At 67.8% G+C, this 13,832-nt stretch carries 11 protein-coding genes and 1 pseudogene; 7 read left to right on the top strand and 5 right to left on the bottom strand.

Annotation, left to right across the window (positions count from 1 at the left end; genetic code table 11):
* From ACIPIA_RS02665 to ACIPIA_RS02650, 4 genes and pseudogenes are all read left to right on the top strand, one after another.
* A pseudogene (locus ACIPIA_RS02665) lies at positions 1-193 on the top strand (hypothetical protein); the annotation flags it as partial.
* Positions 190-4,038 (top strand): hydantoinase B/oxoprolinase family protein, encoded by a 3,849-nt coding sequence (locus ACIPIA_RS02660; RefSeq protein WP_400506401.1) that lies wholly within the window; start codon positions 190-192, stop codon positions 4,036-4,038. The pseudogene ACIPIA_RS02665 and the gene ACIPIA_RS02660, both read left to right, overlap by 4 nt.
* A 53-nt stretch (positions 4,039-4,091) precedes the next feature.
* On the top strand, positions 4,092-5,762 hold the full coding sequence (locus ACIPIA_RS02655; RefSeq protein WP_400506399.1) for an OPT/YSL family transporter: 1,671 nt from the start codon (positions 4,092-4,094) through the stop codon (positions 5,760-5,762).
* 59 nt (positions 5,763-5,821) lie between these two features.
* On the top strand, positions 5,822-6,493 hold the full coding sequence (locus ACIPIA_RS02650; protein WP_400506397.1) for an AroM family protein: 672 nt from the start codon (positions 5,822-5,824) through the stop codon (positions 6,491-6,493).
* A 75-nt stretch (positions 6,494-6,568) separates the two neighbouring features.
* Here the strand turns inward: ACIPIA_RS02650 and ACIPIA_RS02645 are convergent, their stop codons facing one another.
* From ACIPIA_RS02645 to ACIPIA_RS02630, 4 genes are all read right to left on the bottom strand, one after another.
* The gene (locus ACIPIA_RS02645) at positions 6,569-7,474 is read right to left on the bottom strand and encodes a TorF family putative porin (RefSeq protein WP_400506395.1); all 906 of its coding nucleotides are present in this window, start codon (positions 7,472-7,474) and stop codon (positions 6,569-6,571) included.
* A gap of 211 nt (positions 7,475-7,685) precedes the next feature.
* Positions 7,686-9,107, bottom strand: coding sequence for a hypothetical protein (locus ACIPIA_RS02640; protein ID WP_400506393.1), 1,422 nt, complete (start codon positions 9,105-9,107; stop codon positions 7,686-7,688).
* Positions 9,108-9,307: 200 nt separating this feature from the next.
* Positions 9,308-10,261, bottom strand: coding sequence for an acetyl-CoA carboxylase carboxyltransferase subunit alpha (locus tag ACIPIA_RS02635; RefSeq protein ID WP_400506391.1), 954 nt, complete (start codon positions 10,259-10,261; stop codon positions 9,308-9,310).
* Between the two features lie 102 nt (positions 10,262-10,363).
* Positions 10,364-11,131 (bottom strand): class I SAM-dependent methyltransferase, encoded by a 768-nt coding sequence (locus ACIPIA_RS02630; protein WP_400506389.1) that lies wholly within the window; start codon positions 11,129-11,131, stop codon positions 10,364-10,366.
* A gap of 159 nt (positions 11,132-11,290) precedes the next feature.
* Here ACIPIA_RS02630 and gloB point away from each other — a divergent pair, with 159 nt between their 5' ends.
* Genes gloB through ACIPIA_RS02615 form a run of 3 tightly spaced genes read left to right on the top strand, consistent with a single transcriptional unit; the run spans position 11,291 to position 13,282 of the window.
* Positions 11,291-12,055: a hydroxyacylglutathione hydrolase gene (gene gloB, locus ACIPIA_RS02625; protein ID WP_400506387.1), complete on the top strand. Its 765-nt coding sequence runs from the start codon at positions 11,291-11,293 to the stop codon at positions 12,053-12,055.
* Positions 12,056-12,078: 23 nt separating this feature from the next.
* Positions 12,079-12,519, top strand: coding sequence for a cupin domain-containing protein (locus tag ACIPIA_RS02620; protein WP_400506405.1), 441 nt, complete (start codon positions 12,079-12,081; stop codon positions 12,517-12,519).
* A gap of 1 nt (position 12,520) precedes the next feature.
* Positions 12,521-13,282: a GNAT family N-acetyltransferase gene (locus tag ACIPIA_RS02615; RefSeq protein WP_400506385.1), complete on the top strand. Its 762-nt coding sequence runs from the start codon at positions 12,521-12,523 to the stop codon at positions 13,280-13,282.
* On the opposite strand, the gene ACIPIA_RS02610 is transcribed toward ACIPIA_RS02615, so the two are convergent.
* Positions 13,283-13,738, bottom strand: a complete 456-nt coding sequence (locus ACIPIA_RS02610) for a DUF2938 domain-containing protein (RefSeq protein ID WP_400506403.1) — start codon at positions 13,736-13,738, stop codon at positions 13,283-13,285.
* Between the last annotated feature and the right edge of the window lie 94 nt (positions 13,739-13,832).

Here is a 13,832-nt window from a genome sequence, read left to right as displayed (position 1 = left end):
CGTGGCCGTCGGCGATCCCGCTACCGCCGACGAGGTCGCGATCTGCATCTCCTTCCCGGCGGCGACGGTCGAGCCGGCCGAGCGCCACGCCATCATCCGTTCCCTGGGAGAGGGCGCCGCCGAGATCGCGGCCCTGACCCAGGACAAACGCTTCTTTCCCCTGAACCTCGCAATCGCGGAGACCGCTCCATGAGCAATCGTTGGCGTATCGGCTTCGACATCGGCGGCACCTTCACCGATTTCATCCTCTACGACTCGCAGGAGCGCTCGGTCCGCCTGCACAAGCGCCTGACGACGCCGCATGATCCATCCGAGGCGGCGCTGATAGGCCTCGGCGAACTCACCGAAATGGCCGGGATCACGCTCGCGGATGTCGGCGACATCGTGCATGGCACGACGCTCGTCACCAATGCCGTGATCGAGCGCAAGGGCTCCAAGCTCGGCCTGATCACCACCAGGGGCTTCCGCGACATCCTCGAAATGGGGACGGAGCAGCGCTACGACATCTATGACCTGTTCCTGACCTTCCCGGACCCGCTGGTCTCGCGCGAGCACCGCCTCGAAGTGGTCGAGCGCATCGACCGCGACGGCAAGGTGGTGACGGCGCTCGATACGGAAGCCGTGCGCAACGCCGCCCGCGAGCTCGAAGCTGCGGGCTGCGAGGCCATCGCGGTCTGCTTCCTCAACAGCTACCGCAACCCGGCCCACGAGCAGGAAGCCGGGCGCATCGTCCGCGAGACCTGCCCGGAGCTGACCGTCTCGCTGTCGAGCGAGGTCGTGGCCGAGATCTGGGAGTACCAGCGCTTCGTCACCACCGCCGCCAATGCCTATGTCCAGCCGCTGATGCGGCGTTATCTCCAGCGGCTGGAGCGCGAGCTCGCCGCCCGCTCCTTCCGTGGCTCACTGACGCTGATGCACTCGGCCGGCGGCCTGGTCTCGCCCGAGACGGCGCGCACATTCCCGATCCGCCTGCTCGAAAGCGGCCCGGCCGGCGGCGGCCTCGCCACCGCGTTGTTCGGTGAGCTTGCCGGCCACAAGGACGTGATCTCCTTCGACATGGGCGGCACCACCGCCAAGGCCTGCATGATCGAGGATGGCCGCGCCGAGATCGCGCCGATGCTCGAAGCCGGCCGCGTAAACCGCTTCGCCAAGGGCTCGGGCCTGCCCATCAAGGCACCCGTCATCGACATGATCGAGATCGGCGCCGGCGGCGGCTCGATCGCGGCGATCGACGAGGTCGGCCTGCTCAAGGTCGGCCCGCATTCGGCCGGCTCCGATCCCGGCCCGGCCTGCTACGGCATGGGCGGCGTGAAGCCGACCGTGACCGACGCCAATCTCGTGCTCGGATATTACGATCCCAAGTTCTTCCTCGGCGGGCGCATGGCGCTCGACCTGGAGGCGGCGCGCAAGGCGGTCTCGACAGTCGCCGCGCCGCTGGGCCTCTCGATCGAGGAAGCCGCCTGGGGTATCCACAAGGTCGTGGTCGAGAGCATGGGCGCGGCCGCCCGCGTCCATCTCGTCGAGAAGGGCAAGGACCCCCGTCACTACGCCATGGTCGGCTTCGGCGGTGCCGGTCCGGCGCATGCCGTCGACGTCGCCCGCGTGCTCGGCGTCAAGCAGGTCATCATCCCGCCGGCCTCGGGCGCCGCCTCGGCGCTCGGCTTCCTCGCAGCGCCGCTTTCCTTCGACATGGTACGCTCGCTGCCGGTCGAGTTCTCGGAAGGCTTCGATGCCGAGGCCGTCAACGGCGTGCTGAGGGATCTCGAGGTCGAGGGCCGCAAGCACCTGATCGAGGCCGGCGTAAGGCCGGAGGCGGTCACGGTCGAACGTACGGCCGACATGCGCCTGGTCGGCCAGATGCACGACATTTCCGTCCCGCTGCCGGCCGGCACCATCGATGCGTCGAGCCTCGAAGCCATCCGCGCGGCGTTCTCGACCGCCTACTCCGCCCGCTATACCTCGGTCTATGAGGGCGCCCGGCTGGAGGCGATCAATTTCCGCGTCCGCTGCGCCGGCCCGGTCCCGACCCTGTCGCTCTCCGGCGCCGCCGGCGGCGGCGATGCCTCGGCCAAGGTCAAGGGCACCCGCAAGGCCTGGTTCGAGAACGGCTGGAGCGAGGCCACGGTCTATGACCGCTATGCGCTGCGGTCCGGCGACACCGTCAAGGGCCCGGCCATCATCGAGGAGCGCGAGGCGACCACGATCGTGCCGCCCGGCGACAGCGTCAGCATCGACGACGTGCTGAACCTCATCATCCATGTCGCCCAGCCGAACGCGGCCGAGACGACGATCACCGCCGACATGCCGCTCGCCGAGGCCGCGCGCCGGATCGAGGCCGATCCGATCTCGCTGGAGATCATGTGGAGCCGGATGATCAACGTCGTCGAGGAGATGTGGCTGACGGTCTGCCGCACGGCCTTCTCGCTGGTGATCTCGGAAGCGCAGGACTTCGCCTGCGAACTGCTCGACCCGGAGGGCGAGACGCTGGCGCATTCGCCCCGCGCCATGCCGGTGTTCAACCTGACGCTGCCGCGCGCGGTCAAGGCGCTGCTGGAGCGCTATCCGGCCGAGACGCTGAAGCCCGGCGACGTTCTCATCACCAACGATCCCTGGCTTTGCGCCGGCCATCTCTTCGATATCGCGGTGGTGACGCCGGTCTTCCTCGGCGAGCGTGTCGTCGGCCTGATGGGCACGGTCGGCCATGTCTCCGACATCGGCGGCACCAAGGACAGCTTGCGGGCTCGCGAGATCTACGAGGAAGGCTTCCAGATCCCGCCGATGAAGCTCTACGAGGCCGGCCGGCTCAACGAGACGCTGGTCCGTCTGCTCGGCGAGAACGTCCGCAATTCCGAGCAGGTGCTCGGCGACCTCCACTCATTCGTCGCGGCCAATGCGATCGGCGCCGAGCGTCTGCAGTCCTTCCTCACCGATTACGGAATGCAGGACCTGCGGGCGCTCGCCCATGTCGTGCAGAGCCGCTCGGAGAAGGCCATGCGCGATGCCATCCGCGCGCTGCCGGACGGCATCTATCATGGCACCGCTTCGAACAACCCGCTGGGCACGCCGATGCATTATCCGCTGGCGCTGACGGTGAAGGGCGACACGATCCATCTCGACTTCGCCGGCGCGCCGCCGCAGTTGCCGCAGGGCGGGCTGAACTGCACGCTCAACTACACGATGGCGCATGCGACCTATCCGCTGAAATGCATGCTGACGCCGAATGTGCGCGGCAATGCCGGCTGCTACCGCGCCTTCACGGTCGAAGCGCCGAAAGGCTCGATCCTGAACTGCGACAAGCCGTTGGCGGTGAACCTGCGCACCCGGACCGGCTGGTATCTGGCGCCGAACATCTTCCGCGCGCTCTCCAAGGCGGCGCCGAAGCAGGTTCAGGCCTTCACCGGCCTGCCGGTGGCAGCGAGCGTCTATGGCCGCGATGCGGCCGGCGACACCTATTCCGACATGCTCTTCTGTGGCGGCGGCCAGGGCGGCTCGGCACAGGGCGACGGCAAGTCGGGCCTGCTCTACCCGACCTCGGCGGCAAACACCTCGATCGAGACCTTCGAATCGCGGGTGCCGGTCCTCGTTGTTGAGAAGACCTACCTCACCGACTCCGGCGGTGCCGGCCAGCATCGCGGCGGCCTCGGCCAGCGGGTGCGGCTGCGCAAGCTCTCCGACGACGGGCTGCCGACGCTGGTCTCGCTCTATCCGGAGGGGGTGAACAACCCGATCCCCGGCCTGTTCGGCGGCAAGGCCGGGGGCGGGGCGTCGGGCCGCGTCATCGACGAGCAGGGCCATGTCCTGAAGGATGTCGGCACCGGCGAGCTCGTCCAGGTCAGGCAGACTCACGAGATCGTGGAGCTCGTGCTCGCCGGTGGCGCCGGCTACGGCCCGGCCTCCGAGCGCTCGCGGGAGGCGATCGCCCGCGACATCGCGCTCGGGCTGGTCTCTCCGGAAGCGGCCAAGCGCGATTACGGCGTGCAGGGAGCGCATGCCACGCAGGACGTCGGCGAGGCCAAGGCCGGCATCCTGGTTGCCTGACGGGCGGGATCGAAACGCAAACAGCCCGTAAGGGCGACTATGGGGACTGAGGCATGACCAATCCGACCAAGGGGGTGCCTCAGCGGCACCCCAGCCTGTTCGAGCCGGCGACGCTGCTGCTCATTGCCGTGCTTTGCGTCTTCGGCGCGATCATCGGCATGCAGCTTCTGGTGTCGCTCGGCATCACCGCCAACACCTCGCTGATCGGCGCGCTCGCCGCGATGGCGCTGGCGCGCGTGCCGCTCGCGATCTTCGCCCGCTATCGCTCGATCCATGTGCAGAACCTGGCCCAGAGCGCGATCTCCTCCGCCACGTTCGGCGCGGCGAACAGCCTGCTGCTGCCGGTCGGCATTCCCTGGCTGCTCGGCCGCCCGGATCTGGTGCTGCCGATGCTGGCGGGCGCCTTCTTCGCGATGCTGCTCGACGCCTATCTGCTCTACCGGATGTTCGATTCCCGCGTCTTCCCGGCCACCGGCGCCTGGCCGCCGGGCGTCGCCGCCGCCGAGGCGATCAAGGCCGGCGACGAGGGCGGCCGAAAGGCGGTGCTGATGGGCGTCGGCTTCGGCACGGGCGTCGTCGCCTCCTTCATCAAGATCCCTCTGGCCTGGATCGGCTTCGCCGGCTCGACCGCGGTCACCGGCATTCCGATGTCGGCCTTCGGCGTTGCCTTCATCGGCAATATCTGGGCTCTGCTGATGTTCGGCATCGGCCTTTTGCTGCGCGGCTATTCCGGCCAGCTCTTCAGCGGGCCGGCTTTCGCCAACATCATCCCCAAGGGCGACCTGATGGCCGCCTACATCCCCCACGGCTTCATGATCGGCGCCGGCCTCGTCGCGCTACTGCAGGTCGCGCTCCTGCTGTTCCGACGCGATGGCGCCAAGGCGACCGAACCCAGGGCGGGCGTCAGCGATGCCGAAGTGCGCCGCGCGCTCGGGCTCGGCACGGTCGGCTATCTCGCGATCGCGATCTTCATCGCACTGGTCGGTGGCCTGATGAGCGACATGTCGATCGGCATGCTCATCCTCTTCGTGCTCTATGCGGCCTTCGCCGCCTATGTGCACGAGCTGATCGTCGGCCTCGCCGCGATGCATTCCGGCTGGTTCCCGGCCTTCGCGGTGGCGCTGATCACGCTGATCATCGGCATGCTGATCGGCTTCCCGATGCCGGCGCTGGCGCTGCTCGTCGGCTTCTCGGCGGCAACGGGGCCGGCCTTCGCCGATATGGGCTACGACCTCAAGGCCGGCTATCTGCTGCGCGGCAATGGTGCCGATCCGGCCTTCGAGCTCGATGGGCGCCGCCAGCAGCTCTTCGCCGCGATGTTCGCCTTCGTCGTCGCGGGTGCGGTCGTGCTGTTCTCCTACCAGTCCTTCTTCGACCAGAACCTCGTGGCCCCGGTTAACAAGGTCTATGCCGCGACGATCAAGGCCGGCGTGGCGCCGGGCGTGGCCTGGCAGCTCTTCCTCTGGGCGATCCCCGGCGCGATCCTGCAATTGATCGGCGGCCCGAAGCGGCAGATCGGTGTCCTGTTCGCCACCGGCCTCCTCATCAGCTTCCCGATGGCGGGCTGGGCGGTCCTGGCTGGCATCCTTTGCCGGGTCATATGGGAGAAGCTGCGGGGCGCGAGCGGCGAGGGCGACATGGAGGTCTTCGCCGCCGGCGTCATCGCCGGCGATGCGATCTTCTCCTTCTTCGACTCGGTCTCGAAGAACTTCTGGAAACGCTGAACGACAGAGGCGCGGGCGGAAGACCGCCCGCGCCTTTCGCATTTCACGAGGACGGAACCATGAGCAAGCTGGGAACCCTCACCATCGGGCAGGCGCCGCGCGCGGACATCACGCCGATCCTTGATGCCGTGCTCGACGCCGGCCTGGCGCGGCGCCATGCCGGGGTGCTGGACGGCCTGAGCCGGCCAGACATCGAACGCGACTTCGCGACGGTGCCCGGGCAACCGGTGCTGATCACCAAGCTCCTGGATGGCAGCTCGGTCGTGATCGACCGCGCGCGCACCGAGAAGGCGGCACAGCGCAAGCTGTCCATGCTGGAGGCCGAGGGATGCAGCACCATCCTGATGCTTTGCACCGGCCATTTCGAGAGCCTGCACACCGAATCCGCGCGCCTCGTCGAACCCGATAGGATACTGCCGCCGGCGGTAGCGGCGCTGACTCAAGGTGCGCAGCTCGGCGTCATCGTGCCGCTGGCGGAGCAGATCTCGTCCGAAGCCGGGAAATGGAACCCGCTCGGCCGTCCGCCGCTCTATGCGGCCGCCTCGCCCTATGGCGGCAACGGGGCCTCCGTCCTGCAAGCCGCGCGAGAGCTGGCGGGGCGCGGGGCGGACATCCTGCTGATGGACTGCATGGGCTTCGTCGAGAGCCATCGCAGGGAGGCGGCGGCAGCCGGCTTGCCGGTGATCCTTTCCAACAGTCTCGTCGCCAAGCTGGTGTCCGAGATCGTCTGACCGCGACTTCGCCCGGAACGAAACAGAAAGGCCGCCCACGGGGGCGGCCTTTCCCTTCGAGGATGACGCCCGGGCTTATTTCGCCGCGAAGACGCCGAGGCTGCTTGCCGTGATGTCGAAGGACAGCGTCGCGACCACGGCCGCGCCGCACCACTTCGAACGGCCCGAGCCGTTCGTGATGCCGCGCGGATCCGCCGTCAGCAGGAAGCAATCGTTCTTCGACAGGTCCGTGTCGTGATAGCGGACGTCCGCCGTGACGTTCTTCCAGGTATAGGACACGCCGGCATTCCAGTAATTGTAATCCGGCAGGTTGGTCGGCGGCACGGTCGACCAGATCGCGAGGTTGGTAGTGCCGAGCCAATAGTGCCCGAACTCGCCGGAGACCGAGAGACCTTCCAGGAAGGGCAGGTTGTATTTCGCCGTCACGGAGGCGTAGGTGCCACTCGCACCGGTGCCCAGCCAGTCCCAGGCGTAGTAGACGTTGGCGCCCAGGGTCAGGCTCTCGGCGAACGTGTAGGAGACCTTGCCGTAGACCTCGGTGAAATCTGTGTTCTTCGGCGTCCAGAACACGCCCGCGCCGTCGATCAGCTGCTTCTCGCTGGGGTAGTAATACTGCCAGACGCCGAAATCGAAGGAGAGGTCGCCGAATTTCGGCCGGATGCCGCCATAGAAGTCGATTTCGGCGTCGGGCCGCGTGGCAAGGTCGACGCTCGACCCGTAGACGCCGAGATAGAACAGGTTGTTGTAGATCTGCAGTTCGGCGCCGCCCTGGATCGCCGGCTTGCGGTCGGTCTGCGAAATGCCGCGGAAATTGTAGTCGGTCATGCCTTTCACGCTGACGGCGATGTCAAACCAGGTGATGGCCGGAGCGATGGGGGGAAGCGGCTCCCCCTTCTTGCTCGGCAGGTCGGCGGCCTGCACCGCGCCGATGGCGCCGGCCAGGGCCAAACCCAGTATCGAGGAACGGACGAGATCAGACATATGCGAAGACCCCTTGCCGCGCATTGATTTGCGCTGTCGTCCCATCAAGCGGGCGAGGCCGGTTTGCCGGCAAGGCGAGGTTTTGGGCGGTGCGCCCACGCAAAAAGCAAAGGCCTCCGAAGCGGAGGCCTTCGCGCCTGCAAAACAGGCAATCCGAATTATCGGGCGCCCTGTGTCATTTCAGCCACGGTGCGCATGGCTGAATGAGCCCTCAGCGGGTGGTCGGCTGGCTCGCATAGCTGGCCGTCGACTGGTCGAGGCTCGACGTCCGCAGGCCGTTGGCGCGACGCGGCGGCAACGGCGCGCTGGTCGTGGTCGGTGTTGCCGGGATCACGGAGGCGATCGGCGCGCTGCCCACACCCTGATCGGCGGTGGCGGTGGAGCCGCCACCGAAGACCGGCATGAAGCTGAGCGCGCGCTGCAGCAGCGGCTTCTCCTCGGCGGAGGGAGCCGGGGTAACCGGGGCCGAGGCCGCGCTCGCGAGAACCGGAGCCTGAAGGGCATTGCCGGGAGCGACCCTGGCGAGCTGAGTGGTGGCGGGAGCGGCTGCCGGCGGTGCTGCCACAGGCTTGGCCTCGCTCTTCACGGCTTCCTCCGCCGGAGCACCGGCGATGGCGGCGAGCACGGCGTCATTGTCGGCCGAAGCCGCGCGGACGGTCGCCTTCGCCTTGCCCTTGTCGTCGAGCACGACGACGCGCGGGCCCACCGAGAGTGCGTCGGCGCGGCTGACGCCGACATCCTTCGATGCCCAGGATGCCGAGCGGTTGAGCGCGTCGGAACCACCCGCGAGCAGCGTCTGCTTGAAGGAGCTGTGCTGGTCGCCATCGTCATAAATCAGCTTGATCGCGGGCGTGCCCTTGGCGACGAGCGAAGCGACCTGGACCTCGTCCTGCCGGCGCTTCTCCGCGACCGCGGCCGGAGCCGAGCCGCCGTTGAACAGGTAGCGGCCGCCGGCGACGGAGACCGCGGGCTCGTCCTTGGTGACCTCGAAATAGTCCGAGCCTTCCTTCAGGTTCTTCCAGAAGGCGATGTTCGGGTCGAGGCGGTGTTTGGCCAGGTTCTCCGGCGTCATCCGGAAGGGGAAGGCCTGCATCTGCACGGCGCGCTGGCCGGCGTTCTGCGCCTCGCGCACCAGGGCGTAGATCTCGCCGATCTGGTCGTCCGTCATCGAGTAGCAGCCGGCCGACGAGCAGGCGCCATGCACCATCAGGTGCGCGCCGGTGCGGCCATGCGCCCGGTCATACGCGTTCGGGTAGCCCATGTTGAACGAGACGTAGTAGGACGAGTTCGGATTCATCTGCTGGGGCGCGATGGCATAGAAGCCTTCCGGCGCCATGCGGTCGCCCTCGCGCACCTTCGGGCCGAGCTGGCCGGACCAACGGCACATCGGGAAGGTCTTGAGCAGGGTGTACTGGCCGTCGGCCTTGCGCTTCCAGACCTCGAGCTCCGACTCCTTCTTGTAGGAGCGGATCAGGATCGGCTGATCCTTGCTCATGCCCTTCGAGGACATCAGCGCATAGGTCGCGCTCGGGATCGGGATGTTGTGGCGGGCGGAGCCGCGGTAACGGTCCTCCTCGCAAGCCGCCACAGTCAATGCAACAAAGGCCACGAGTGCGAGTTGCTTGAGTGCCACGTCGTCAATCCCATCGAACGGCAGGCCGAGCATGCGACCTGTGACTTCGCAAGACGGCCAAATTGTGCCCGTCGACTCGTTGTAGAAGCGTTAGCCTTGAGGGTTCCTTACCACAGGCCCTCCGCATCTGGCCACATGGTCAATAGCGGGTAAAGGAACCCTTGCTTTCGCGAGTGCGAAATATCCCACCCCGAGATTGCTCAGAGATTGCGCCCGATCGCCAGGAATTTTTCCGCGCGCTTGGCGACGATGTCGTCGCTGCTGAGGCCGGCCTGGTCGCCCAGCGCGGCCGCGATGGCGTCGCCCGCGCGGCCGATCGCAGCCTGCGCATCGCGATGGGCGCCGCCGGTCGGCTCCTGCACGATCCGGTCGATGATGCCGAACTTCAGCAGATCCTGCGCCGTGATCTTCATACCGGTGGCGGCATCCTGGGCCCGGGCCGTGTCGCGCCAGAGGATCGAGGCCGCACCTTCCGGCGAGATCACCGAATAGATCGCGTGCTCAAGCATAAGCACGCGGCTTGCGGCGGCGATCGCGATCGCACCGCCCGAGCCGCCCTCGCCGATGACGAGGGCGACGCTGGGCGTGCGAAGGCCGAGCCAGGCTTCCGTCGAGCGGGCGATGGCTTCAGCCTGGCCGCGTTCCTCGGCGTCGATGCCGGGATAGGCGCCGGCAGTGTCGACGAAGCTGAGAACCGGCAGGCCGAAGCGGTCGGCCAACTCGGCAAGGCGCACCGCCTTGCGGTAGCCTTCAGGCTTGGGCATGCCGAAATTGTGCCGGATGCGCGTCTCGGTCGAATCGCCCTTTTCCTGACCGATGACGCAGACGGGCTCACCGCGGAAACGGCCGAAACCGCCGACGATCGCCTCGTCCTCGCCAAAGGCGCGATCGCCGGCGAGCGGCGTGAATTCCTCGATCAGGCCGGCGCAGTAATCCTTGAAGTGCGGACGCTGCGGGTGGCGCGCCACGAGCGTCTTCTGCCACGGCGTCAGCGCCGCATAGATATCCTTCAGCGCCTGGTTCGCCTTGGCGTCGAGCTTGCCGATCTCTTCCGACAGGGAAATGCCGTCGCCGCGCGCCTCGAGGGCACGCAATTCATCCGACTTCGCCTCCAGCTCGGCGACCGGTTTCTCGAAATCCAGATAGCTACGCATCGTGATCCAGTTCAGAATCCGCGCCGAAATCGGGCGGAACAGCGGTTTAAGGCACAACCGGCGCAAAAGGCGGCGGACCTTGTCCGCGCCCCGGCGAAAATGTCAACCCGTTCGGCTCTCGACAGGCGGCGCCGCAGCACGTGGCGTCGGCGCCGGTTGCGGCAGCAGGACCGGGCGCAGCGCAAAGCTGCGCCGCGTCGCACGCAGGGGCGCGCGACGGTAGAATTGCTTGGTCGCGTCGATGACATGGACACCCGCGAAGGGCAAAGATAGCCCGGCGCCGATCTGCTCCCAGACCGGAGCGGAGCGCATCAGGAGCCGCCGCTGAAGCGGCGGGACATAGAGCGCCTCCGCCCAATGTTCCGGCGAGAATTCGGCGGCGCGCATCAGGGCCGAGAGCTGGCGCCGGCTGAAGGGGCGGCCCTGTCCGAAGGGGGTGCCGTCCATCCGGGCCCAGAGCCCTCGCCGGTTCGGCACGACGAGGATCATGCGTCCGCCGGGATTGAGCACGCGCGAGACCTCGTCGAGCAGGTCGTCGGGGCTTTCCGTCTCCTCGAGCGCGTGTACCAGCACGACCCGGTCGATCGAGGCCGTCGGCAGCGGCAGCAGCGTCGGCTCGACGAGAGCCGAAGCGGAGAGGCCGGGCGTCGGCCAGTTCACCACCCCCTGCGCAGCGGGCATGAAGGCGATCGTCCGCTCGGCCTGCATGCCGAGCACGGACAGATAGGGCGTCGAGAAGCCGAGGCCTAGCAGGCGCTGGCGCGAGCAATCGGGCCAGAAGCGCAGCATCGTCCGGCCGATGAAACGGCGGGCCACATGGCCGAGGGGGCTGGCATAGAAGGCGCGCAGATCGACGACGTCGAGAGGCATGGCGCCTGAAATGGAACGCCGGACGGCGGAGCGCAAGGGCTGGCAGGCGGTTGTGACAGGTGCTGGCTGCATTGCTGCGGGTTGATCGGGCGCCGGCCATGGCCCATGCAGGAAAGGAACTGTTCGTCGGCCGCTCGGCCGGCCCTGCCGGAGGAAGCCATGCCGCTCGACCTTCACGTTTTCCGTACGCTCAGCGACAATGCGGGCGCGCTGCTCCATGACCCCGCAACCGGCGCCTGCGCCGCGATCGACGTGCCCGATGCCGGCGAGATGCTGGCGGCGGCCCGCCAGAAGGGCTGGACGATCAGCGACATCTTCATCACCCACGCCCATCACGATCACACGCAGGGCGTCGCGGAGGTGAAGCAGGCGACGGGCGCCAACGTGGTCGGCCCGGCCGATGCCCGCGCCGGCGCGCCGCTCGACAAGGTGATCGGCGAAGGCGACAGCGTCGCGCTTGGCGGAGAGCGCTTCGAGATATGGCACACGCCCGGCCATTCCGACGGCCATCTCAGCTATGTCGGGCTCGGGGCCAAGCTCGCGTTGGTCGGCGACGTCGTCTTCGTCATGGGCTGCGGGCGGGTCCAGCCCGGCCAGATGGACAGGATGTGGGCCTCGTTGTCGCGGCTGATGGCGCTGCCCGGCGATGTCCGCCTGCTCGGCGGCCATGACTATACGTTCGCCAATGCCCGTTTCGCGCGCTCGGTCGATCCGTCGAACGCGGCGCTGGCAGCCCGTTTCGCCGAAGCGGAGAAGGCGAAGGCCGAGGGCCGCTTCTGGGCGCTGACCACGGTCGCCGAGGAACAGGCGACCAATCCGTTCTTCCGGGCGGGCGAGGGCGCGCTCGCCGCCGCGGTCGGGCTGGTCGGTGCATCGCCGGACAAGGTCTTCGCGGCGCTGCGCGAAGCCAAGAACCGGTTCTGACCGTGGCGATCCGGCTGGACGGACTGACGGCGGCGGAAGTCATCCGGCTGCTCGAGCTGAAGCCGCATCCCGAGGGCGGCCACTATCGCGAGACCTTCCGAGACCCGGCCGGGCCGGAGGGAAGGGGTTTCTCGACCGCGATCTACTACCTGCTCGATACCGGCGAGACCTCGGAATGGCACCGCGTCGACGCGGCCGAGATCTGGCACCATTATGCCGGCGCGCCGCTGGTGATCACCGTATCGCCGAACGGCCATGACGCTTCGGCCCATCATCTCGGCACCGAGCTTGCGGCCGGCCAGCGGCCGCAATTCGTCGTGCCGGCCGGCTGGTGGCAGAGCGCGACCTCGCTCGGCGCCTGGACGCTGGTGGGCTGCACGGTCGCGCCGGGCTTCGAGTTCAAGGGTTTCGAGATGGCGCCGCCGGGCTGGCGGCCGATGCCGCGCAAGCCGGCTGGGGGGTAGGATGCTGTTGCAGAACGAAGACAGCGCGCTGGTGCTCGGCTGCGAGCGGCGGATCATCAATGCGTGGCCAGCCCTGTCGACACTGATCGTCGGCGATTGGGCGCTGCGCTTTGCCAACGGCTATTCCGGCCGGGCCAATTCGGCGACGCCGCTGGTCTATGGCGCCGAGCTCGATGCGGCGACGCTCGACCTGATCGAGGAACTCTATCGCGCCGACGGGCTGGCGCCCAGCATCCGGCTGACGCCGCTCGTCGCCGAGGCGACCCGCGCTGCGGTGTTGGAGCGGGGATATCGGGTCAAGGACAAGTCCTTCGGCCTGATCGCGCCGCTTGCCGGCCTCGCCGTCTCGGAAGAGCCCGAGCTGCAGATCGAGGCGAGGCCGAGCCTGGAATGGATCGCCGGCGCCGCGGCCTTGCAGAGCGGGATCAAGACCCATGTCGGCAACCTCGCTGCGATCGTCGAGCGCGTCAGGCTGCCGGCGGCCTTCGCCACCTGGCTGGTCGAAGGCGAGGCGGTCGCGTTCGGCATGAGCGTCGCCGAGCGCGGCATGGCGGAGATCGGCCTGATCTGCGTCCATCCCGACCATCGCGGCCATGGCTATGGCCGCAAGATCGTCCAGGGCCTGATGGGCTGGTCCGGCGTTATGGGCTGCGGCAGCGCCTACCTTCAGGTCGAGCAGGGCAACGCCGTCGCGATCAACCTGTATCGCAGCCTCGGCTTCCGCCAGCTCTATGCCTACGAGACGCGCCTCCTTGATCCCTGATCAACGAATCAGCAGCGCCGTCCCGTAGAGCCCAACGGCGAAAATGGTATGGCTGACGAAGTTGAGCAGGCGGATCTGGCCGGCATTCGACTTCCTCGAGGCGGCGACACCCATGCCCATGCCGGGCTGCAGGATGAACCAGCCGCAGCCGATCGTGGCCCAGCCGACGACCAGCGCGGGCAGGAAGGTCGGGCTGCGGACCCAACCCGCGCCTGCGATCAGGAGCACGATGCCTGCGAAGGCGATGCCGACCAGGTAGTGGCAGATCCAGCCGATCGCGAGCTCGCCGGCAACCGGCTGCGATTTGGCGATGTCGTCGTGCCACATCCGGCCGCGAGGCAGATGGGCGAACCAGCGCCCCGGCATCGCCCAGTTGGGTTTCGGCAAGCCGAACAGCCGCAGGAACTGCGCCCAGAGATCGGTAAGTGCCGTCGCGCCGGCTCCGATGACGATCATGCGCAAGACCAGATCAGACACGTTCCATCCCCCAAATCCGCCGAAGCGCGGCTTTCGGTTGGAGCGGTGATCGCGGCGCCGGTCAACCGGGGTG

The organism is Allobosea sp. CER48 (assembly GCF_044752385.1).
GTDB lineage: Bacteria > Pseudomonadota > Alphaproteobacteria > Rhizobiales > Beijerinckiaceae > Allobosea.
The sequence above is the reverse complement of the archived record's forward strand: the minus strand, read 5'-3'. Positions and strand labels throughout refer to the sequence as shown.